The 23,027-nt window shown below is 38.4% G+C and carries 20 protein-coding genes; 14 read left to right on the top strand and 6 right to left on the bottom strand.

The genetic code is table 11. The features are described 5' to 3' along the window. Positions 1-31 precede the first annotated feature (31 nt). Both emrB and F931_RS14630 read right to left on the bottom strand, forming a co-directional pair. Positions 32-1,675: an MFS transporter gene (gene emrB / locus F931_RS14635; protein ID WP_016142081.1), complete on the bottom strand. Its 1,644-nt coding sequence runs from the start codon at positions 1,673-1,675 to the stop codon at positions 32-34. After that, positions 1,672-2,241, bottom strand: a complete 570-nt coding sequence (locus F931_RS14630) for a TetR/AcrR family transcriptional regulator (protein WP_016142080.1) — start codon at positions 2,239-2,241, stop codon at positions 1,672-1,674. Before F931_RS14630 ends, emrB begins: the two co-directional genes overlap by 4 nt. Positions 2,242-2,419: 178 nt before the next feature. Here F931_RS14630 and F931_RS14625 point away from each other — a divergent pair, with 178 nt between their 5' ends. The 3 genes from F931_RS14625 to F931_RS14615 all read left to right on the top strand — a co-directional run bounded on the left by F931_RS14625 (position 2,420) and on the right by F931_RS14615 (position 3,710). Then, positions 2,420-3,043: a LysE family translocator gene (locus F931_RS14625; protein WP_002120398.1), complete on the top strand. Its 624-nt coding sequence runs from the start codon at positions 2,420-2,422 to the stop codon at positions 3,041-3,043. Positions 3,044-3,205: 162 nt separating this feature from the next. Then, positions 3,206-3,394 (top strand): NF038215 family lipoprotein, encoded by a 189-nt coding sequence (locus F931_RS22525; RefSeq protein WP_016142079.1) that lies wholly within the window; start codon positions 3,206-3,208, stop codon positions 3,392-3,394. Next, positions 3,375-3,710, top strand: coding sequence for an EF-hand domain-containing protein (locus F931_RS14615; protein ID WP_025470373.1), 336 nt, complete (start codon positions 3,375-3,377; stop codon positions 3,708-3,710). Before F931_RS22525 ends, F931_RS14615 begins: the two co-directional genes overlap by 20 nt. Before the next feature lie 88 nt (positions 3,711-3,798). Here the strand turns inward: F931_RS14615 and metG are convergent, their stop codons facing one another. Further along, positions 3,799-5,862, bottom strand: a complete 2,064-nt coding sequence (gene metG, locus F931_RS14610; RefSeq protein ID WP_016142077.1) for a methionine--tRNA ligase — start codon at positions 5,860-5,862, stop codon at positions 3,799-3,801. A gap of 285 nt (positions 5,863-6,147) precedes the next feature. Here metG and F931_RS14605 point away from each other — a divergent pair, with 285 nt between their 5' ends. From F931_RS14605 to F931_RS14595, 3 genes are all read left to right on the top strand, one after another. Next, entirely contained in the window at positions 6,148-6,648 is a 501-nt protein-coding gene (locus tag F931_RS14605) for a hypothetical protein (RefSeq protein ID WP_016142076.1), read from the top strand. A 145-nt stretch (positions 6,649-6,793) separates the two neighbouring features. Beyond that, complete coding sequence (apbC, locus tag F931_RS14600; protein WP_016142075.1) at positions 6,794-7,984, top strand: iron-sulfur cluster carrier protein ApbC; 1,191 nt, start codon at positions 6,794-6,796, stop codon at positions 7,982-7,984. Positions 7,985-8,130: 146 nt separating this feature from the next. Continuing rightward, positions 8,131-9,003, top strand: a complete 873-nt coding sequence (locus tag F931_RS14595; protein WP_016142074.1) for a 5'-methylthioadenosine/S-adenosylhomocysteine nucleosidase — start codon at positions 8,131-8,133, stop codon at positions 9,001-9,003. 32 nt (positions 9,004-9,035) lie between these two features. Here the strand turns inward: F931_RS14595 and F931_RS14590 are convergent, their stop codons facing one another. Then, on the bottom strand, positions 9,036-9,602 hold the full coding sequence (locus F931_RS14590; protein ID WP_025470372.1) for a DUF2062 domain-containing protein: 567 nt from the start codon (positions 9,600-9,602) through the stop codon (positions 9,036-9,038). A gap of 361 nt (positions 9,603-9,963) precedes the next feature. On the opposite strand from F931_RS14590, the gene F931_RS14585 reads away from it, so the two are divergent. The 7 genes from F931_RS14585 (at position 9,964) to F931_RS14555 (ending at position 19,515) form a co-directional block, all read left to right on the top strand. Continuing rightward, complete coding sequence (locus F931_RS14585) at positions 9,964-10,557, top strand: LysE family translocator (protein WP_016142072.1); 594 nt, start codon at positions 9,964-9,966, stop codon at positions 10,555-10,557. 115 nt (positions 10,558-10,672) lie between these two features. Continuing rightward, positions 10,673-11,242 carry a dCTP deaminase gene (dcd, locus tag F931_RS14580; protein ID WP_003653416.1) on the top strand — a complete coding sequence of 190 codons (570 nt, stop codon included), beginning with the start codon at positions 10,673-10,675 and terminating at the stop codon, positions 11,240-11,242. A 303-nt stretch (positions 11,243-11,545) separates the two neighbouring features. Beyond that, the gene (locus tag F931_RS14575; RefSeq protein ID WP_016142071.1) at positions 11,546-12,895 is read left to right on the top strand and encodes a hypothetical protein; all 1,350 of its coding nucleotides are present in this window, start codon (positions 11,546-11,548) and stop codon (positions 12,893-12,895) included. A 227-nt stretch (positions 12,896-13,122) separates the two neighbouring features. Then, positions 13,123-15,216: a hypothetical protein gene (locus F931_RS14570; protein WP_016142070.1), complete on the top strand. Its 2,094-nt coding sequence runs from the start codon at positions 13,123-13,125 to the stop codon at positions 15,214-15,216. Positions 15,217-15,231: 15 nt separating this feature from the next. Continuing rightward, positions 15,232-15,957: a DUF6160 family protein gene (locus F931_RS14565; RefSeq protein WP_016142069.1), complete on the top strand. Its 726-nt coding sequence runs from the start codon at positions 15,232-15,234 to the stop codon at positions 15,955-15,957. Positions 15,958-15,988: 31 nt separating this feature from the next. Beyond that, a complete protein-coding gene (locus F931_RS14560) occupies positions 15,989-18,400 on the top strand; it encodes a DUF6160 family protein (protein ID WP_016142068.1) in 2,412 nt (803 codons plus the stop codon). 161 nt (positions 18,401-18,561) lie between these two features. Continuing rightward, positions 18,562-19,515, top strand: coding sequence for a DUF6160 family protein (locus F931_RS14555; protein WP_016142067.1), 954 nt, complete (start codon positions 18,562-18,564; stop codon positions 19,513-19,515). A 78-nt stretch (positions 19,516-19,593) separates the two neighbouring features. Here the strand turns inward: F931_RS14555 and dusC are convergent, their stop codons facing one another. Together dusC and F931_RS14545 are read right to left on the bottom strand one after the other, a co-directional pair. Next, the gene (gene dusC / locus F931_RS14550; protein WP_016142066.1) at positions 19,594-20,538 is read right to left on the bottom strand and encodes a tRNA dihydrouridine synthase; all 945 of its coding nucleotides are present in this window, start codon (positions 20,536-20,538) and stop codon (positions 19,594-19,596) included. An 84-nt stretch (positions 20,539-20,622) separates the two neighbouring features. After that, positions 20,623-21,432 carry a cytochrome C assembly family protein gene (locus F931_RS14545; protein WP_016142065.1) on the bottom strand — a complete coding sequence of 270 codons (810 nt, stop codon included), beginning with the start codon at positions 21,430-21,432 and terminating at the stop codon, positions 20,623-20,625. Between the two features lie 140 nt (positions 21,433-21,572). On the opposite strand from F931_RS14545, the gene ffh reads away from it, so the two are divergent. Continuing rightward, positions 21,573-22,985 carry a signal recognition particle protein gene (gene ffh, locus F931_RS14540; RefSeq protein ID WP_016142064.1) on the top strand — a complete coding sequence of 471 codons (1,413 nt, stop codon included), beginning with the start codon at positions 21,573-21,575 and terminating at the stop codon, positions 22,983-22,985. Positions 22,986-23,027 lie beyond the last annotated feature (42 nt).

The raw sequence follows: 23,027 nt of genomic DNA, 5'->3' as shown, positions 1-23,027 counted from the left end.
TCAATTTCTATTTCATCAATAATGAAAGCCATTAAGGACGGCTAATTCCTCTACGTTGTAAATATTTACTTCGTGCAATATTAAAACCACCCCACAAGAGTAGTGCGACAGCAAAAATACCGTTTAATGCAATTACATCATTGTAGGCACGCACTTGGGCTTCACGAGTGACCACTTGATTAAGCGAACGCATGGATTGGGCTGTTTGTAATGCTGGGTCAGTCGTAGTAACTGATGCACTGTGTTGATAGGTAGAGAGTCTTTGAGCGACTAGAGGGTCTGCTTGTTCTAAATCTTTAATTATCTCGGCTTGATAGTTTTGCGTACGATGTTGTTGATAGGTTGAAAAGAATGAAGACCCGACAAGACCACCGAAAGTTTGGGTTGCAGAAAATAATACGATAAAGGTGACTACATAAGATGGACCTTTAGCAAGTGTCTGTGCAAAGCCAATAAGCAGTAATGGGCCAATAAATAGACCACCAGCAAAGCCGACTAAAAATTGGCTTGCAAAGAAATTCACAGGTCGGACATCACTGGTTAGGTGATAATCTAGTCCACAGGCAACTAAAATTAAAAACTCTGCAAAAAGTAAATGGAAGATAATTCTTTCGCGTGAAAAAGTCAGGGCACTAAAAAGAGTTCCACTTAAAATTCCCACCAAGATGACAACATAGAGTGGAACAAATTGGTCTGGACCCATCCCCATTGTTTTTAAGAAGTTAACCGCTGCATAGCTTTGTTCTGACATTAAAAGCCGAATAGCAAAAGCACCAAAAATGAAACGTAAGGTTGAAGCAGCACCTAACCAACGCGTCATAATTAATGGATTGGCACGATAGTGTTCATAGAGCAACCCAAGAACAACTAAGCTAAAACCTGCAATTAATACATAAGCAAGCCACTGGCTATTAAACCACCATAAAATTGGGCCTTGTGTGAGCACAATACATAAACAGGCAAAGCCAGGAGCGAGTAAAGCAAAGGTAAAAAAATCTTGCTTCTCAAAAACATAAATTCGTAAGCTACGTGGTAACTTTAATGAAACAACCATGGCTAAACAACAAAGTGCTAAGCCGAGCTCAAATGTATATAGAACAGACCAACTGTCTGTATTTACAAGAAATGGAGAAATAATCCAAGCCAATGGTACGCCGAGTTGCTGAAAGCCGAAGGCGATATATATTCCTTTTGCCATGTCTGCTTTTTTAAAAGCTTGCATGGTGTAATACATGCCTAATGAGCTCAGTGGCGCGCCAGCTAAACCGGCCACAACCCGAGCAAATAGCGCCATTTCATAGGTATGCACAAAAATATGTAAGACCAGAACCGCAATAAAAATCACGAGTCCTATTTCTGAAAATACTCTCAGTCCATACTGTTGTCTGGCTTTAAATAAAATCAGGTTTGAGCTAACGTTTGCCATAACATAGGCCGCAGGTAGCCAAGCAGCCTCGGAAGGCGTCAGTCCATACTCACCTTGAATTAAAGGTAAATTTGCCGTAATAAAACCATTACTTAAGCTTGCTGAAAGAGCGACAAATAAACCGATAAAAAAATAAATAAACCGTTTAGGTACAGAATGTGCAATAGCTGCCGGTGAACCTGGTAGAGTCGGTTGCTCTTCTGGGGTCCAGTCGGGTGGTGTTTCTAAATAACGAGGCGTTTTACTCATTCTATCCCTCGAATTTTTTGTATTTGAATACCTTGAAACAGTAATTCAATTGCTCGTTTTGCTAAGCGAGCCTGTTCTTCTGTTTCATGTCCTTGAAATGAAGAACCCAACATTGCAGTGACCATTGCATAGTCATCAGCAGTTAGATCAGCTCGGCACAATTTTTGTTCTATCGCATTTTCAATCAGTGGGTTAAGTGCATTATTCCGCCGTTCATAAATTTTTAACATAATTGGATCTTGTCGATCAATCACTCTCCAAAAATCTTGCAAAATTGCAAGCTTAGGAAGTTGTCCAATATGTCCTTCAATTAAACGAAATAAGCCATCTTCGAATTGTTGAAAATAAGCTGCTTTTTGCTCTAACTGTGTAATCGCACGTTCTAAAAGGGCGCTAATTAAAGCTTTACGATCACCAAAGTTACGATAGAACGTTGCTCTGCCGACACCAGCATGATCAATTACAACCTGTAGAGGGACGTTAATACCATGAATACGAAAGCATTCTTCGGCTGCATTGAGTAATTCATCCCGATTCTGGGCAGCAATTTTTTGACGTTTACTCATGTCACTGGTTGAAGAGTTTTAAAGGTTATATATTTAACGGACATTTTTGTCCGTTGTGAAGATATAAATTGTAAAAACATGAAAATTCAATTTTCATCATTTATATCTTTGCTATTTTTATATGCGTCATAAAAAGCTGTTAGAATACCGCGCAATTGCATGATGCTAGGTCAATACAATGTTTGAGTCCCTTATTCCTCTTTTTTCAATTGCTATGGCATTGATGCTTGGAGCAATAAGCCCTGGGCCAAGCTTTATTTATGTAGCGCAAAATTCAATTTCTAAATCACGTAAACATGGGTTGTTTACAGCATTAGGAACGGGGACTGGCGCAGCTCTTTTTGGTCTATTAGCAGTTATGGGGTTACAAGCAGTTTTGTTGGCGGTACCTTCTGCTTATTTAATTTTAAAAATTGGTGGGGGGCTTTATTTGCTTTGGCTAGCTTTTAAAATTATTAAACATGCCAAAGAACCTATTGCGATGGAAAACGACGGCAAATCGAAAATGACTTATAAACAAGCATATCGATATGGCTTAATTACCCAGTTAAGTAATCCAAAAATCGCTGTTGTATTAGCCAGTGTATTTACTGCCTTGTTGCCAAAAGAAATTCCAAATTATTACTACGTCGCATTACCAGTGATTTGTTTTATGATTGATGCTGGTTGGTACTCATGTGTGGCAATGCTGTTATCTTCAGAAAAACCTAGAAAAATGTATTTGAAAGCAAAAACCGGCGTTGATCGAGTTGCTGGGAGTATTGTTACTCTACTAGGTTTAAAGCTTATCTTTTTCAAGTAAATAAAGTTTAATTAAAATATCTAAAAGATAAAAAGCCAGACAATTAAAGTCTGGCTTTATTTTTGCGTAAAATATATACAAATTAAAATAACTTTTTCGGCACTTAAGCATTTAAAAAGTGGTAACTTAATAAATAAAACAAAAAGAAATGAGGATCACGTTATGAAAAAACTAATGGTGAGCATTTCTGTAGTTTTTCTCATCTTAACTACAGGATGTGAGATGAGAACGATGAGCAAGCAGCAACCAGCAAATGAACGGACCATGAGTATTGTTGGTACACCTGTGCACGAAAAAGACTATAAGATTTCCGACTTACAAGCCAATAATCGTGAGCAATCCAATTATTAAGTTATTGGTAGGGTGTATCATTTATTGCATTTTTAATGTGGTAAGTGCTTGCGAACCTGCCTCTTTAGATTGGAAGCTTTTTCAGGAAAAGTACGATGTAAATCATGATGGAATGTATAGTTTAAAAGAATTTCAAAGGGTTGAAGATTTCTATCCGTACAACTGGCCGAGCGATAAACGCTTTCAAGGTGAAAACAAGCAAACAGAGTTATTTAATTATTTGGATGAAAATAAGAATGGTTATTTAACAAATGAGGAATTAGGAAACATACATGTTTTGTTTAATAATCCTTGTGAAGGGTGGCCATGGTCGTAATTTAAATTTGTTTATTTGTGCTTGTTTAAAACTTAGATATTCAAAATAAAAAAGCTCCCAATTTAGGGAGCTTTTTTATGAATCTAGATTAAGAAACTTTATCGCCAGGTTTTGCACCGCTATCTGGAGAAATAATGAAAATACCTTCACCATTTCCAGCAGCAAGTACCATACCGTTTGAAATACCAAAACGCATTTTACGTGGTGCGAGGTTAGCAACCATCACGACTAATTTGCCTTTGAGGTCTTCTGGTGCGTATTGGCTACGGATACCACTGAATACATTGCGTGGTTCAGCTTCACCAACGTCTAAAGTAAGTTGAAGTAATTTATCTGAACCTTCAACTGTACCTGCTTCAACAACCTGAGCAACACGTAAGTCAACTTTTAAGAAGTCTTCAATACCGATAATTTCAGCTTCACCCACTGCTGGAGTAGGGGCTGCTTTTTTCTCGGCAGATTTCTCTTTTTTCGCTGCTTTAGTTGCTTGTGGAGCAGGAGCACCTAAAGACTCTTTAGAAGCATCAACCATAGCTGCAACAGCTTTTGGATCAACACGCTGCATAAGAGGTTGGAACTGCGCAATTTTATGGCTTAAAAGAACTTGTTTACGTGACTCGAAATCGAAGCTTTCAAGTTTTAAAAAATCTTGAACTTGCTGAGCTAAAGTTGGCAGAACTGGAGCTAAGTACACAGCTAATTGACGGAATAAGTTGATACCAACCGAACATACATCAAGAACTTGTTGTTCTTGACCTTCTTGTTTAGCAAGTGCCCAAGGCTTTTTCTCATCAATATATTGGTTTGCGCGGTCAGCTAACGCCATAATTTCACGAATAGCTGTAGAGAATTCACGTGCTTCATAAGCAGCCGCGATTGAATCACCTGCATCAATAAAACTTTGTACTAAGTCGGATTCTGCACAGTCAACAGATAAAGTATTGTTAAAGTTGCTATTGATGAACTTCGCACAGCGGCTAGCAATATTGACAACTTTACCTACTAAGTCTGAATTTACTTTTTGAACAAAATCATCAAGATTCAAGTCGGAGTCTTCAACTTTATCTGAAAGCTTAGATGCAAAGTAATAGCGTAAATATTCTGGGTTTAAATGCTGTAAGTAAGTCTCGGCCTTAATGAAAGTACCACGTGACTTAGACATTTTTTGGCCATTTACAGTCAAGAAACCGTTTACAAACAAGCCAGTTGGAGTGCGGTAGTTCGCGCCCTCAAGCATTGCAGGCCAGAATAAAGCATGGAAATAAACAATGTCTTTACCAATAAAGTGATAAACATCGTTTTGGCTATCTTTTTTCCAGAAATCATCAAAGTTTAAATCTGGGCGTTTAGTTTTGATGTAGTTTTCAAAACTAGACATATAACCGATTGGGGCATCTACCCAAACATAGAAATATTTGTTTGGCGCATCTGGAATTTCAAAACCAAAATAAGGGGCATCGCGAGAAATATCCCAGTCTGCTAAACCAGCTTCAAACCATTCATCAAGTTTGTTTGCAATCGAAACTGGTAAACGTCCTTCATCACGGGTCCATTTCTGCAAATATTCAGCGAAGTTAGGAAGTTTGAAGAAGTAGTGATCTGATGATTTTTCAACTGGTGTTGCACCACTTAAAGTCGAACGAGGGTTAAGTAACTCGGTCGCATTATAAGTGGTACCGCAGACTTCACATGAGTCGCCGTATTGATCTTCTGACTTACATTTGGGGCACGTACCCTTAATGAAACGGTCAGATAAGAACATACCTTTTTCTGGGTCAAATAATTGAGTTACAGGACGAACTGCAATATTTCCAGCTTCACGATTCTTAATATAAATATCTGTTGAGCGTGCTTTGTTAGCATCGCTATGCGTTGAATCGTAATGATCGAAATGTACGCCAAAACCGTCAAAATCACGGATGTGTTCTTTTTGAACATTCGCAATTTGTTCTTCTGGGCTAATACCATTTGCTTCGGCACGTAGCATGATGGCAGTACCGTGAGCATCATCCGCACATACATAAGTCACATCATGACCCATTGCTCGCATGGCACGAACCCAGATATCTGCCTGGATGTAACCGAGTAAATGACCCATATGAATTGGACCATTAGCATAAGGGAGGGCATTAGTGACTAAAATTTTACGCACGGATTTCATTCTCTCATTCGTATTTATAAGGTGGAAGATTTTAACTGATGCACAGAGATAAGCAAAGATTAATAATCTTGGGCTTGGCGTAAGAGGTTTCGACTAAAATAGATTTTTGCTCAGAAATGTTTCTCTTTAGAACAGATAAACAAATCAAAAAATATTTGAATCTTCCTGTATTGTCTTTGTTTCAAATTGCAGTTACGGTCAGAAAATAAGCCATAACGATGTATAACTAATAACTTATTCAAGTAATTTTTTTAATTAACTATGAGGATAACAACGATGACTACTGAAAATAAATTAGACGAATTAAAGGCAAAAGCGGCTGATGCAAAAGTACAAGGTGAAAAAGCTTTGGATGATTTAAAAGAAAATGTAAAAGAGAAGCAAGCTGCTGGTAAAGAAGCAGTTGAAGATAAAGTAGACCAATTAAAGGCAAAAGCAGCCGATGCAAAAGTACAAGGTGAAAAAGCTTTGGACGATTTAAAGGAAAATGTAAAAGAGAAGCAAGCTTCTGGTAAAGAGGCTCTTGAAGATAAAGCAAACAACTTGAAAGGCAAACTTGAGGATGCTCAGCATACTCTACAAGACAAGTTTGATCATTTACGTACAGAGGCATCCCATAAACTTGACGATGCTAAAGCCAAAGCTGCGGAATTAAAGGAAGAAGCTACTACCAAATTGGATGAGTTGAAAACTCAAGCAACGGCAAAACTTGATGAGTTAAAGAAAACGGCAACCGATAAATTAAACAAGCTAAAGAATCATGATTCTGCTGAATAAGTTGTTTTAAACTAAAATCCGTACTCCTTACCTAAAAGATGAGATGTGAAGTTAGTAATTATTCATCCCAAGGTGAGCGAGTGCGGAGCAATACTGTTACACTATCTCCATTAAGCTGTAATGATCTGTTTTTGGAGTAAACAATATGTCTTGGCTTTCTTCATTAAAGTCCGTTTTTTCACCCGCACAAGAAGTGAAAGAAGATGAAATCCAAACCGTACTCCAGAATTATTTATTACCGCATTCAAAAGATGCTTTAAAAGATCGCATTAGCCAGCTCCAAGTTCAGGGTCGTGTGTTACAACTTACGATTAATACATTTCCTGATGAAAAAGAGCATTTGCAGCAAATCCATGATGACTTAGCTGGTGCATTAGAAAAGTGCGGTATAGAAGAACTTAACTTACACGTAGTTCAACAAAAGCGTCCTGCACAAGAAAGTTCGAACTTACCTCCTGTACTTGATGCTTCACCTAAATCAGAACCAGATCCAAATAATCCACCGATTCAAAAAGCTGCTCCGCAACAAAGAGATGTCCCACTTCATCCTCGCATTAAGAATGTTATTTTAGTTTCATCAGGAAAGGGCGGTGTTGGTAAATCGACAACTACTGTCAATTTAGCACTTGCCTTGCAAAAAATGGGACTTAAGGTTGGGGTATTGGATGCTGATATTTATGGTCCAAGTATTCCGACAATGCTAGGCAACGCAGGTAAAACGCCACTTATTGAAAGTGAAAATTTTGTACCGTTAGATGCTTATGGTATGGCTGTACTTTCTATTGGGCATCTCACTGGCGATAACAACACACCTGTTGCATGGCGTGGACCAAAGGCAACCGGCGCTCTAATGCAATTGTTTAATCAAACACTTTGGCCAGATTTAGATGTGCTCATGATTGATATGCCACCGGGTACTGGTGATATTCAACTCACGCTTGCACAGCGTATTCCGGTTACAGGTTCAATCATTGTGACTACACCACAAAATGTTGCTTTGTTAGATGCGACCAAAGGAATTGAGTTATTTAATAAAGTTGGCATTCCGGTATTAGGTGTTGTTGAGAACATGTCGACTCATATTTGCTCAAACTGTGGGCATGAAGAGCAAATTTTTGGTATCGGTGGTGGTGATAAGCTTTCCGATCAATACCATATTCCATTGCTAGGCCGTTTACCTTTAAATGCTCAAATACGTGAACATGCGGATCAGGGCAAACCGAGTGTGGTGGTAATGGATGACGCAGCTGATAGCTATATCGATATTGCTAAAGCGGTGTGGCAACAGATTGAGAAAGTTCCTCAGCGTGCACGTGATGATAAGCGTATTTTCTAATTTATTAAAACCCGGCTTTAAGTCGGGTTTTTTATCATCTGATTAAAAGAAAAATTTAAATTACTGAAACCTAATAACAAAGCTAAACTTGTAATTGGCATGTACATTGCTACTTTACGCTTCTTTTTCAAAGAAACAGGTGAAAAATGCAATTTAAATGTGCTTTTGGCGTAATCAGTTTATGTAGCGCTTTATTTTTAGTGGGATGTAATGATGACAACTCATCTGTCTCACAAACACCAACCGTTCAGGAACAAAAACAGAAATTACAGCCGATCATTATTCAGGGTGCTTTGCCAGTAGAATCGGAAAGAATGGCTTCAAAATTGGAGAATAAGACTGTTGAAGAAATCGGTGGGTGGAAATTCTGGAAGGGTACCTATAACGGATATCCAGTGATTATATCTAAAACCCGTATGGGGATGAGTAACTCAGCTGCTGCGACGGCTTTAGCTATTGAACGTTATAAACCGATTGCGATTATTAATCAGGGAACAGCAGGTGGACACGACCCAGATCTACATGTTTACGATATTGTTTTAGGAAAATATGCAACCAATATTGGAGCATTTAGAACGCCTAAACAGCCAGTAGGTGCTGGTTCAGACTCACTCACATGGAATGAGGCTTTTGATGTTTTGCCAACAGATGAATCTGATCCAGAACCTATTGCAATACGCAAATTTGAAGGTGACCAAGAGTTATTAATGGCGGCCCATAAAGTTCGTTATGATAAAGGCGAAGTGGTTGAAGGAACGATTGGTTCAGCAGATGTTTGGAATAATGAGCTAGACCGTATTCAATTTTTCCATCAGCGTTATGGCACTTCTGTTGAGGAAATGGAAGCAGCTTCTGTTGCACAAATCGCAAGCCAGTTTAATGTTCCTTTCCTCGGTATTCGAATCTTATCTAATAATATTACCAATAATGGAGCTTATGACCCAGGTACGGGAGAGGCTTGCCAAGAGTATGTACTTAATGTGGCTGAAGAGTATATGAAATCAAAACTATCAAAATGATGATTTAAACTTATGCAAGAAGAGAGGAGTTTTTATAAAACCTCTTCTTGCTTTTTACGACGATGTCTACTTTTCCAGTTTTTTATGACCATCCAACGCCAGAAAATTTCTGTGCATATATATAAAATAACGGCAAATACAAAAGCTTCTACGACTAGACCTGTCATCAAGATTTTCGCAAGACTAAAATCAATATGACCATGGCCGAAATGAGTGATCCAGCGAGAAATTTGATGCAATACACCCAGTAGCATTTCCTTGTTGATCATATGCACATGAAAAATATGCGCACCAAACCAAAAACCAATATATAGAATCGGAACTAGAGTAAGAGGATTACTTAACCAAGCGAGCATTAAGCTAATGGGTAAATTTACTTCGAATAGTAAGACCGCCATCACAATAAATACACTGTGAAAAGGAATAGGGAGTAAACCAAAAAAAGTTCCGACAAAAACAGCTCGGGTAATCGATTTTCGATTGATATACCAAAGCACAGGATTAAGGGTCTTTTGACCAAAAATCCTTAGAAATTTCATATTCGAAACTTTCTCGGGGGAGGGAAGCCAAGATTGAAAAAAGTGCTTTGCCATAATCATTAAGGTAGTAGAGCGCGGTGCTCTATATAAAAAATCAGAAATAATATAAGAATTGAAACTTATTAAAAGCTTAAAATTTAAACTTACCATTACTATATATTTTTTATTATAAAGACTTTTGATGGAAAAATAGACTTAAAATAAAAATACTTATGTTACTTAATGCGTAATCTATTTGAAAAGCATCACAACTGACCGTAAAGTTTTCTTCTTTACTTTTTGAAATAATTTTATAAATATTTGTTTTTATGAATTTTATTGAGATGATAAAAATAATTTTAAAAATTTTGTCTTACAATTACCTTTTGCCTTGTAACAGGATATCTATTAATCTGAGATGACTATATTGTGAGGTCATTCAATGATTTCATGGCTTTTTATTGGCTTAGTAGCCACAATTTTACTTACTCCTGGTCCAACCAATACACTACTCGCTTCTTCGGGCGTGCAAGTGGGTTTAAGGAAGTCAGTAAAACTTATTCCAGCAGAAGTTTTGGGTTACGTGATCTCTATTTCTGCATGGGGAATGTTGATTGGAAAAGTGTCTAGCACACTACCAATGCTGCCGCCTATTCTAAAGCTATTGAGTGCTTGTTATATTATTTTCTTAGCCATTAAGTTATGGCATACGGCAAATCAAGAAGTTGAATTAAATCAGCCTACGATTCGTGCTCGTGAATTATTCTGTGCAACTTTATTAAATCCCAAAGCCTTACTCTTTGCTTCAGCTATTTTTCCGGTAGCTGCATGGAGTAATTTTCATATTTATTTAATTCATATGATGGCTTATTTAGCACTTATTACCCCAATTGCATTGTTCTGGATCTTCTTGGGATCGGTTTTAGCATCTAAGAAAGTGGGTTGGTTAAATCAAACTAATTTACAAAGAACGGCCTCTCTTGTTTTGGTCAGCTTTTCAATTCCAATTAGTTATTCTGCTTTACTGAACCTTTAAATGTACAGCTGAGCTATTCTTATCGAGAAGAGTAGCTCAAGCGTTGTTTTCATAATTGCTTTTTTACGTTAAAGTACGTCGCAATCAATGAAATTACCTTTTGGATAGAAAATACATGGCTATTAAGTCTGATCGTTGGATTCGCGAGATGAGCGAAAAACACGGCATGATTGAACCTTATGCAGAGAATCAAGTCCGTTTTGATGAAAATGGTGAAAAGTTGATTTCCTACGGGGTCTCTAGCTATGGTTATGATGTACGCTGTGCCCGTGAATTTAAGGTTTTTACAAACGTACATTCTGCAATTGTTGATCCAAAGAATTTTGATGACAAAAGTTTTATCGATATTGAATCTGACGTTTGTATTATTCCACCAAACTCATTTGCTCTAGCGCGTACAATTGAATATTTCCGTATTCCTCGCAATGTGTTGACCGTTTGTTTAGGCAAGTCGACCTATGCTCGCTGCGGTATTATTGTAAATGTGACTCCCTTAGAACCTGAATGGGAAGGTCACGTTACTTTAGAATTCTCAAATACGACTAATTTACCTGCACGTATTTATGCAGGGGAAGGCGTAGCGCAAATGCTATTCTTTGAAAGTGATGAAGTATGTGAAACCTCTTATAAAGACCGTGGTGGTAAATACCAAGGCCAAACAGGTGTTACTCTTCCTAAAACATAATTTTCTTAGCTGAATAATAGTTTTAATAATGATGGGTCACTGAGGTGGCCCAATTTTATATATAAAATTTTTACGAGAAGCGTTTATCGGAATTATGATAAACGACAGTTTTCTTTTGTAAAAAATGATATAAAATGATCAATGATTGATTTGTTTTTTGCTCTGTATCACAGAATTTAAAAGCAAATAGAGTAGATATAGGCTCTCTTTGATAATGTTTAGTTAAATACATAATCAAATGTAGATAGGCCAAATAAAAAGAAATTAAACAGGATTATGCCCCCACGGATACGGAGGTCGGCCATGCGACAGTTTACGTCTCTTCGAGTAGCACTCTTAACACTCGGAAGCTTATGCTTTTCTTCAGCTTATGCTGCTTCGACATTAGTTCCTATGTCAGATTCGGAACTATCAGCAACTCGGGGCCAAGCCTTGATGAGTATGTCTTATATTGCACCTAATGATTCTGCAAATCTGGAAAAATTGCGTGATAGCAATAGTAATGTAGGATTTTATAAATTAGGTTTAGAGGCCGAGTTAGAAATTAATGCCAATGTTCGTAAACTACAGTTAGGTTGTGGTGGGGTAAATGGTGCAGGCGGCTGTGATATTGATTTTGATAATGTTAGTTTAAGTGGTATAGCAGATACACGCGAGGGCCGGGTGGCAAGCGATGCTAAACTGACAAATCCTTTTTTCGAATTGGCAATAAAAAACCCAAATAGTGCATCAACTCGTGAAGTAGCTGGTATTCGCTTGAGTGCTGAAGCAGTTGAGGGGCTTTTAACTATTGGTTCAGAAAACTCAGCTACACCAAATGGTATTAATAGTTTAAGTGGTTATATGGTAGTAGCACCCCAAGTTGGTGCGGCGACTGTTGAGGCTGCACGCATTACCCAAACAGGTAGTCCTGCTTGTGGCGTCTATCCATCTCCTGCGGGTTGTGGTGTTAATCAGGCAATTACAGGTAAAGCTAGAGGTGAAATTGCATTGGGAGCAGGATTTAATCTTGATTTCCAGACTAAATCTTATGATATAACACTGTCTCCTACACAAAAAGCGCAGTTATCATTACCACAATCAATCGTATCCGGACAACGGATGAGCAGTGTAAATTTATTAGCCTCTGCTATAGTCAATGGGATTGACTTGTCGGGTACATTGGCAGCTGATGTTGATATCCTTGGGGGAATTACGTTAAATGGTAATCTTCGCGGGACCATTAATAATTTACCTGTAACAGTGCCGTTGTTAGAAAATTTAGGTTATATCCATAAAATTAATTTGAGTGGTAGTCCATTATCATTATCGATGCAGGGACAGGATATACGTTGGCCTGGAACAGTATCAACAGCAATGCGTGGTTGGTGGCTAGAGTTATCAAATCCAATAGATATTGGTCGAATTGACCCGACTAATAGTGTCGTTATTAAAACAGATACTATTAGAGATGCCCTTACTGAGGTGAGCAAAGAATTAACCCAGAATCCATTAAACTGTGGTTTCTTGGCTGTAAATTGTATTGGTGGTGATTTTAATGTTGGGACAAGGGATTTATCAAACGCGAGACCAGCAGTACTAGAATTACAGAATTTACAATTGGCTAACCAGTCTTTTGCTCCAAACTGCTACGGAAGTTTAAAGTTCTGCTAAGTATGAATGTGTAGTTTAAATTTTGCATTCATCGGAAAAGTAAGTTTTTAAGCTCTTTTTTTTGCATTCGTGCAAATATTGCGCATAATGGAAATGTGGAAGGGTTGGCAATATCTATTTAGATTTGCCTTCTAGTCTAGGGGGAAAAGGAAAAATTCACCTAGCATCAAGGATTGTTAAAGAAAAATAAATATGGTGCGCGGCATCGTATAAACAGGAAGGTCAAGATGACTACACTTAATTATACGGTAAGGTTTCAAAAAACCGTTTTGGCAAGTTTAATTGGCTTTTGTATAAGCCAGCCAAGTTTTGCTCTCGAAGAACTTTCTGATGCAGGTTTAAGTGAAACCACTGGTGAAGGTATCGCTATTTTGCCTCAAAATACTTATATGGTATTTCGTGGAGCTGGAGCGAATGAAACTACAAACCAAATTTTAACCGACCGCACTAAAGATACGGGTTATATCAATTACGTACCTGTAGGTCCATTAAGTATGACTTCGGCAGACACCAATAAAAACGGTTCGGTTGATTCAGGTGACCGTGCAGTGGGTAAAGCTGATATTTATCTTTATGGCTTAGCTCTTTCTAAATCTGATAATAATACTAACACCCGTATTGCCTCTACTGATGCGGCTGCCGCAATTTCAAGTTGGGGTACAGCTGTTAACCCTTGGATATTTAAAGTTGCCACTGAAAATTCAGTGCCGAATTTTAGTGCAAATAATTGTACAGGTACGACTGATCCTACTTGTCAATTAACCTATCTAGCTTTGGAAGCGCCTTTATATGAGATTGGAACAAAAGATACGGCGGGTATAGATGCTTATAAGTTGAAGCTAGGTCTATGGTCCGATATCTTCGTTCGAAATCCGAATAAAATAAATGGGGCAGCAGATCAATTTAATTATGGCGACTCAAATGGTTTAATTGGTACAAGTACTGATGCAACACGGGCAAATCGTCTTCGTCTACAGGGGATTTGGAATAATTTTAGTCTAAATGGTAGTCGTTTACAGGTATTTCAAACTTTAGGTGGAGCCACAACTAGTGGAGGCATGAGCCCTTTTTATAATAATACTTTGGGGATTGCTGGAGTTATACGTTTGAATAGCGGGGATAGCAAGGATGTTAAGGCTATTACTACAAGTTCTCTAACAGAGGGATCTACTACTTCTCCGTGGACTCTTATTCATGCAGGTGCCAATTCAACATTAAGTACAAGCACAACAGGTGATTGTAATAATGGCGGAACAGGAAGTTTTGGTACCTCAGCGGGATGTCGGTATTATGTAGAAAAACGTACACGTACAGATAGTAAAACGGCCACAAAAACGTGGGATGCTTCAGGTTTATCGAATGCTGGAATTTTACGTTTGAGTACACGTGAAACGAGCGATAGTGGAAATCTTATTACACCTGCAATTAATGGTGGCGTAGCACCTACTTTTGATGCTAACGAGGGTGTTTATCTTTATAACCCAAATATTAATCTTGTATTAGGTACTTTATATCAGCCTTTGATTTTAGGTTCTGATGGTAAAAACTTTAGTTTAGAAATTGCCCGTATTGCGAATAAGCCAGAAATTTATAAACAAATTTATACAGACTATAGCGGTGCGGATACCTCTTATAAAGGCTCAACTTGTAATGTTTATCAATGTGGTGACCAACTAACTTTAGGCGGTAAAAATTACCAAGGCTATAATGCGACACACAGTAGTATTACCATTGGTACTGCCTTTAGTGAGGATGGTGGAAAAACTCTAAGAGCTTCAACAGATGAAGGAGCAGTGGGTATTTCGTTTGGTAAGTTAAATTCTGGTACGGTTTCAAGAACAACTTCTTCAAATCAGATGACTGAAGTACATTATAAACAACGTGGAGTAAATACTCAGACGTGGGTTCAGTCTTATAGTTGTACTCTATTTATTTGTGGTGCTGGTACAACAGGATATTTATATCAGTGGGAATATAATAATGGTTCTACACCTTGGGCAATTTTAGCTCCAACAACAAAGCCTGCTGATGCTACATGCTCTACAACTATTGGTTGTAGTAGCACTTCTGGAACTACGCCTATGTATGGTTCAATAGCAAACCGTGTTTGGGCAAACTCTTCAGCTGTTTGGTTAACCGCAGCAAATAACGAAGTAAATAATTTAATTGGCGCTAATAATGGAATGACAGGTACAACTTTTCCAACATTAAATCAGGCGCCAACTCCTGTTATAAATTCTAGCCCAATAAATAATTTAGGTTCAGCTGTTATTGATGGTGTATTAATTCAGCACCTTAAATTAACAACTAAAGGCCTATAAGAGGAGGAGCGTAATATGAAAAAAATAAGTACCTTAATCCTCGCTCTTTGTGCAACCGCTACTCATGCAGAGCTACAAACTTTAGATAATGACGCATTACAGGCCATAAATGGCCAAGCAGGTGCTGATTTATCTTTAATGCTTAATTTAAACCAGACGGCTAACGGTGTATTTGACAATGGTAGTGGTGGTGTCTGTGAGAATGTAGAGTTCTGTCATATTGGGTTGGCAATTAACAAACGTTTTGTACAGGCAGATCCGTCGAAACCAAGTGGTTGGGCTGAAAATAGTGATAGTGGCAATAAACTATGGCTTGTATTTAAAGGTGTACAAGGTACTTTAAATATTCAAAAAATGGGTTTAGATGGCGCTGATTTAAAGTATTTGGATAAAAACAATACTGAAATGATTAAGCCTGCGATTCAACTGAGTTTTAGTGCATCACAGCCAATTTTAATTCGTAACTTTGGTTTTAATGCCTTATCAATTGAGCAAGATAACTTTACCAGCTCAACAATAGCGCAAGGGTCGAGCGCAAATATGTATGATTATGCATATTTCAAAAAGCCAACTTATGCAGCGACTGCTAATAGTGCGAATCAGCAAGTTGCTACAGCGACACCATCGGCATATGACCATGGACGTGAAACTGGTTTTATGGGCCTGATGATGAATGGAAACTTGGCTATTCAAGGAAAAGTCATGGTCTTTAGCTGTGATGGCAGCCATCCTCGTTGTTAAGGTTAATGTAGATTTCAAAGGAACTGAAGTGATGAAAAAAAATAAAGAAAATCACAGCTCAAAGTTTATTTTAAACGCATTAACAACCAGCATGTTGTTAGTGAGCGGACATGTTTTTGCTTTAGAAGCTTTAACAGATGCTGATTTGAGTGCTGTTAATGGACAAGATGGAATTTCGATTCAAACGACGTTCAATGAAATCAATATTGATAATGCTTACTGGGATGATCATGCAGGTACATCTAGCAGTGCTGATCAGGTCTTAAGAGCACAAGCAGGCGGGATTAAAGTTCAAAAAAGTAATGCATCTAGTCAACCTTTAAGTACAAATTATCGGTTAGATGTAGGGAGCAATCCAACTACGGGTAAAACTGGACTCGACTTTTCTATGCAAAGCAGTCCATCACTCATTACTGTAAATAGTTTTAAAGTATGTAATAACTCTGCTACTTGCTCACCGACAATGGGGCAGTTGGCTATTCAAACAACTTCTCCACTAAATTTGGCACTTACCACCCAAGACGGTCTATTTAATGCAAATAGTCAGTCCAGCATGACGCTCGGTATTAATAATGCCAATATTTATCTAGGTCAAGTGGATGCGCACAGCCAGTTAAATCAATTAATTTTAAGAAATTTTAACTTTAATTTTGTTGGTAAAGGGGCAATGTTGATTGACCCAACTCGTGGCGTAGTTTTACAAACAAATACTGGAACTAACGTCGCTAGCGTAGGGCAAACGCCGAATAGTACCTATGGCTATGTTGATTTTAACCGTGTAGCAGATTCAGCTTCTGGTTTAACTGCAGGTACATATGTAGATAGCAGTGGGAAAGTAACTAATTCAGGCCTGAATATTGAGGTCATGCTAAGTTCCAATGTCGATAAAACTAATCCTTATGCTTTAGATGCAACCAATAGTCCACAAAATGCGAAAGGTTTGATTCGTTTAGGTGCTAGCGGACGTATGGTAAATAGTTATTTACAAGTCCGTGGTATGGATGGTACGTCAGATACAACAATATTAGGTACGGCAAATACCGCTTCAGGTACCAGTTCAAGTAATAGCATTTTAGGTAATTCTGGAATTGCCTTTCGTATGAAAGGTGAGTTCACTAAAGATAATGACTCAATGCTAGGTTCAGATGGTAAAGCAACCACGTTAGAAATTGGTGGAGCAGGTCTGAATGCTTATGGTTTCGAATTTGGTAATTTAACAGGTCTTAACTCAGCTACTCGCGGTTATTTCGACAGCGGAAATATTTATTTAAATCTCGCTGATACAAAAACATTATTAATGCCAAACAACGCGACTTTAAATGCAATTCGTTTAGGATCAGGCACTTTAACGACAGCTGCTGATTATCAGCATAATATTCACCGTGATACGGTGACTAATCCATTTAGTTTAATTCTTGCGATGCGTGGTGCAGAGTTTCAGGCATTTTCAAGACGCGGTCGTTTTACGACAAGTGCGAATGTCGCGGCTGCCAATCAGTTTGCGGACAATGGTGCAAATAACCAGTGGGGCTTAGCCTTACCTTTTTATAACTTAAATGCTAATGCTGCTGTATATGGTTTAGATGCACCTGCAAATAGTGCTTATTACTATACCAAAGATGCAAATGGTAAGCCTGTTCGAAATGTCGTGGCGACCTCTGGAATGACTTCGCGTTTAGGTATCGGTATAGCTGCTGGAACTACGGGACGTGATGCGACTGGAACCAAAACAACCTCAATTTTATTAATTGATGGTTCTCCAAATGCCAATAATGGCGGTAGCCCTACTGATTATTACATGGGGTTACGTAATATCGATATGTTCGTTAAAGGCAATGGAAGTATCGGTTTGGAAAATGGCAGTCTCAATATTAGTTTAAAAGAGATGCTACTTGCTTTATCAACAGAAATTGCAGCAGGTTATTTACCGGGAGCTAAATATAAAACTTGCCCAGCGACAGGTTCCTGTACTTCACCTATTGATAATTTTGCCAAAAATAATGATGTCTTATTTGGTTTAAAACTACGCTTAGGTGGTGATCTTAACTTATCGATTGTGCCAAATAGTTCAATTGCAGATGGTAGTGCTTTAACTGTACTGGGCGATTTTACAATGCCTGCGACTGCAACTGGAAATACGGTTCAAATTAGTGATCCGATTGATGGTTCTGCAATTGGCTTTGATAATATTACCGGAAAGCTAGCGTTTAATACTGCTTTGGTTGTGGGTAAAGATACAACAAGTGGTTTAGGTAAAGTTGGCGTAAATACGGCGGTTTATTTTAACCCTGATAAGAGTATTGACGGCGCATTACGTGTTAAAGATATTAATTTCTATCCGCCTTCAACAGGAGCTGGAGCGCGTTTAGGTGAGCTTGCAATTACTGGTGGACGTTTAAATAGTAGCTTTAGTATTGTGCCTAGAAATGGCGCCTTTAACTAATTAAAGTAAGCAGCGTTAATCGCTGCTTTTTTATATAAATTTTATTTTAGTGTGATTGGATTTGCATTCGTCGGGTTATAGGGATAATTGCTTTGTAGTTGAATATTATTCTGATAGTCTGAACAAATAATAAACGTTTGTCTCTTAAGGATTAGAGCGACATGAAGAATAAGAATATAGGGTTCTGGCTGCTACTTGCCAGTAGTTCAAATATTTTTGCAATGCAGCCTTTGGATGACCAAAGCCTTGCAGCAGCGACGGGCCAAAATGGTTTAACCTTAGGTATTCAAGCTGATAGTGTTAAATTTAATCAAGTCGCGCTCATTGATACTAATGGTATTGCTTCAACGTCTTATAACAGTAAGGCTGGTTTTGTCATTGCTGGAAACTCTACTAATCCGGTTCCTGGTATAGAGTTTATTAAAGCTGCCGTATCTGGTAATCCTTCTTTTAATATTGCAATCGATGCCGACGCGGGTGGTGGGAATCCGTTTTTAAATTTAGTTATATCGATGGGGAATGATGTAAACGGTATTCGACTTTTACCTTTCTCAGTTTATTTGGCTCCAAGCGCATCTTTATCTAGTCCATCCGATTACGCACTAACGAGCTATGCACCCAAATCAATTTTTAGTTCGGGAACGACAGTGAATACGGGTGTAAAAGAAATTATTCGTTCTAGTGGAAATCTGGATATTAACTTTGTATCAACCAATAAACCCCGTTTAAATATTCAACTTGGCCATGCTGCGCAGTCCGTCATGGTTAAATTTGGTGGGGCAATTCAATCTATTTGTTCTGCTACCGCGGGTTGTCCAATTACTTTAGTGTCCGATAATACAGGTGCAACATTTGGATTTAAATTTGCAGGAACAAATACCTCAACCGGTTTTGTGTTAGATGGTTTTTATGCAGGTGTTGATTCGACTGGATTAACTTTTGGAAATACAGGCGCATCTAGTAAATTTGATGCTTCACTTAACAATGTCACTTTAGGAAATATAGGGAGCCAAAATACAACAACGTTTAATAATTTACCTAATGGCTCAATGGGGAGTTTTGGTGTCACTGGCGTTTCTGTAACTGACTTTAAAATGAAAGTAAGCGGCTTTTAAAAAAGAAAAATAGCTTAACCTGAAATACGAGAGGGCGACTATGAAAATAATCGCCCTCTTTTTTATGGCTATACCGAGTTAAATATTGTCTGATCTGGTGTGTTCTAATTGTTGAACAATTTCCTCTAAAGCTTTAATACGTTTCACTTGGTCCCATAATTCTTTTGCTTGTGGATAAGCTTTGGTCATCATACCTAACCATTGCTTATAACGACCTACCATTCCAATTTCTGTTTTTGCCTGACCGTTTAAAAATCGAATTTGTAAGTCAACGAGTTGTTCCCAAGTAAATAGTGCTTCATCCATATTTTGGCGAATACATTGGGTTAAATCTGGAGTAGTCACCGCACCACGGCCAATCATGAGGTCTTCACACCCAGATTGTTGCTGGCAAGCCCTAGCATCAGCATTGGTCCAAATTTCACCGTTAGCAATGACATTAATTTTCAAAGCTTCTTTAATAGGCAGAATTTTTTCCCAATAAGCGGGTGGCGTATAACCATCTGCTTTAGTTCGAGCGTGTACGGTTAACCAGCTTGCACCGGCATCTTCAACCGCATGAGCATTTTCCATGGTGTGGTTTTCATCGAGATAACCTAAACGCATTTTTGCTGAAACAGGGATGTGCGCAGGTACTGCATCTCGAACAGCTTTAATGAGTAGATGTACCACATCTGGTTCATCAAGAAGTACTGAACCACCGCGATGTCGATTAACGGTTTTTGCAGGACAACCGAAATTAAGGTCGATTGCGGGTGCACCTAGTTCAACGACTTTTGCAGCATTTGCTGCCAGCATATCTGGGTTGTTCCCTAGGAACTGAACATGAACAGGTGTACCAGCTGCTGTTTTACCATCATTTTTTAATTCTGGGCAAAAACTATAGTAAATATGGTCTGGCAAAATGCTGTCTGTAACTCGAATAAACTCTGTCACACACCAGTCGAAATCACCAACAGATGTGAGTGTATCCCGCATGATCGGGTCAGTTAAACCTTCCATTGGAGCGAGTATGAGTTTCACAGTCTGTGTCACCTGAGTAAAACGAAAACAGCGTTATACGGGATATGTATAACGCTGTCTAGTATCGATTAAATTTTAATTTAGCTAGCGACCCAAGATCATCTCAAGTACAAATTTACTACCGATAAATCCAATCGCCAAAAGCACGAAACCGATTAAAGTAAAGCGAATCGCTTTTTGACCTCGCCATCCGAGTTTGTAATGGCCGATCAATAATGAGCCATAGATAAACCAAGAAATAATACTAAATACGGTTTTATGAGCGAGATGCTGAGCAAAGAAGCTATCAATTGTTAAAAAACCAAATGCAAGCGCAATCGTTAATAAAATGAAACCAGTAATAATCAGATCAAATAGTAAAGATTCCATCGCCTGAATCGGCGGGAGTAAATTGACCCAGAAACGTTTTTTTTGTTTCTTTTTGAGTTCACGATTTTGGAACCATATTAAAATCGCATGTATGGTTGCCATCAGTAAAACTGCATAGGCCGAAAGTGAAAGAATAATATGAGTATCAAGACCTAGCGAATGTTGCTCAATAAATTGATCTGGTCGACTAAAGGCAAAACCTAAAATAAGACCAATGGCCGCTACAGGAATGCCTAATAAATTTAACGGTACAATCGGACGAAAAGTACTAAAAATTAAACTTAACAACAACATAAGCCATGATGTAAAAGATACTAAATTAAAGACATCATAGTTAATTCCGGCTGGAGTCAGCATGCCATGGCATAAAACTGTACCGTGCAGTAGCAGTGCCAATGTTACGACAAATGCAAATAACCATGGGTTTGGTTCACGTTTTGACATTAAACGAATAAACAGATACCAGAAAGAAGTGGTATATGCGATGAGTGCCAAAATTGTGTAAACCAAGGGGAGGCTAATCATGTCAAACCTTTTTCAGGATTAATTCATCTATATAAGATATAAATTCGCTGCGAACTAAAGTATCCTATAGCATTCTATGCATAAATTTTCTATTTCGAGAAAGATTTTTTTGCAACTAGCCATTTTAAGCGGATTTTGCAATGTTTGATACCTTAACAGAACGACTCACACAGAGTTTAAGAAATGTTACTGGCTCAGGGCAGCTGACCGAAGACAATATTAAAGATACCTTACGTGAAGTACGTATGGCACTTCTTGAAGCCGATGTCGCGTTACCTGTAACTCGTGAATTTATCGCGAAAGTTAAGGAAGAGGCATTGGGCCAAGAAGTGATGACTCAGTTATCACCAGGCCAGGCATTTGTAAAAATTGTTTATGACGAACTCACCAAGATGATGGGTGAGGCGAATGAAACACTTGATTTAAGTGCGAAACCTCCTGTTGTAGTATTACTTGCTGGTTTACAAGGTGCAGGTAAAACAACAACTGCTGCCAAGTTGGCACGTTTCTTAAAAGAACGTCAAAAGAAAAAAGTAATGACTGTTTCTGCCGACGTTTACCGTCCGGCAGCAATTAAACAGTTAGAAACTGTTTCAAATGAAGTTGGCGCAGGCTTTATTCCTTCAGATCCTTCTGAAAAGCCAATCGATATCGTTAATCGTGCAATTGAACAGGCAAAAATCCAGTTTGCTGATGTGTTGATTGTCGATACAGCGGGTCGTTTGCATGTCGATGAAGATATGATGGACGAAATTAAAGAATTACACGCAGCAGTTAAACCGACTGAAACTTTGTTTGTGGTTGATGCCATGACAGGTCAGGATGCTGCCAATACAGCCAAAGCATTCAATGATGCTTTAGCACTTACAGGTGTAATTCTTACTAAAACTGATGGTGATGCACGTGGTGGTGCTGCGCTTTCTGTGCGTGCCATTACTGGTAAGCCAATCAAGTTCCTAGGTATGGGTGAGAAGCTTGATGCTTTAGAACCATTCCATCCGGACCGTGTTGCTCAACGTATTTTAGGTATGGGTGACGTACTTTCTTTAGTCGAAGAAGTTGAACGCAAAATCGACAAAGAAAAAGCCGAAAAAATGGCGAAAAAATTGCAAAAAGGCGGTAGCTTCAACTTTGAAGATATGCTGATGCAATTTGAGCAAATGAAAAAAATGGGCGGCATGATGGGCTTCTTAGACAAGTTGCCTGGCATGAGCGGTGCAGGAATTCAGCAAGCGATTGAGCAAGCGAACCCAGAAAAACAAGTTAAGAAGATGGAAGCTATTATCCAGTCAATGACTGTTAAAGAGCGCCGTAATCCGGACTTAATGAACCCAAGTCGTAAAAAACGTATTGCGGCAGGTTGCGGTATGGATGTTGCTGAAGTGAACAAACTTATTAAGCAACAAGCGCAAATGGCTAAAATGATGAAGAAATTTGCGAATCCATCTGGTATGAGCAAAATGATGCGTTCTTTAGGCAATATGCAAAAGCAATTCGGCGGCGGTGGCGGCGGAATGGGACCACTCTTTGGTAACAATGACCAAAAGAAATAAATCCATAAAATAAAAGGCGCATATAGCGCCTTTTATTTTTTC

It is taken from the genome of Acinetobacter pittii ANC 4050, from assembly GCF_000399685.1.
Taxonomy (GTDB): Bacteria; Pseudomonadota; Gammaproteobacteria; order Pseudomonadales; family Moraxellaceae; genus Acinetobacter; species Acinetobacter pittii_E.
The sequence above is the reverse complement of the archived record's forward strand: the minus strand, read 5'-3'. Positions and strand labels throughout refer to the sequence as shown.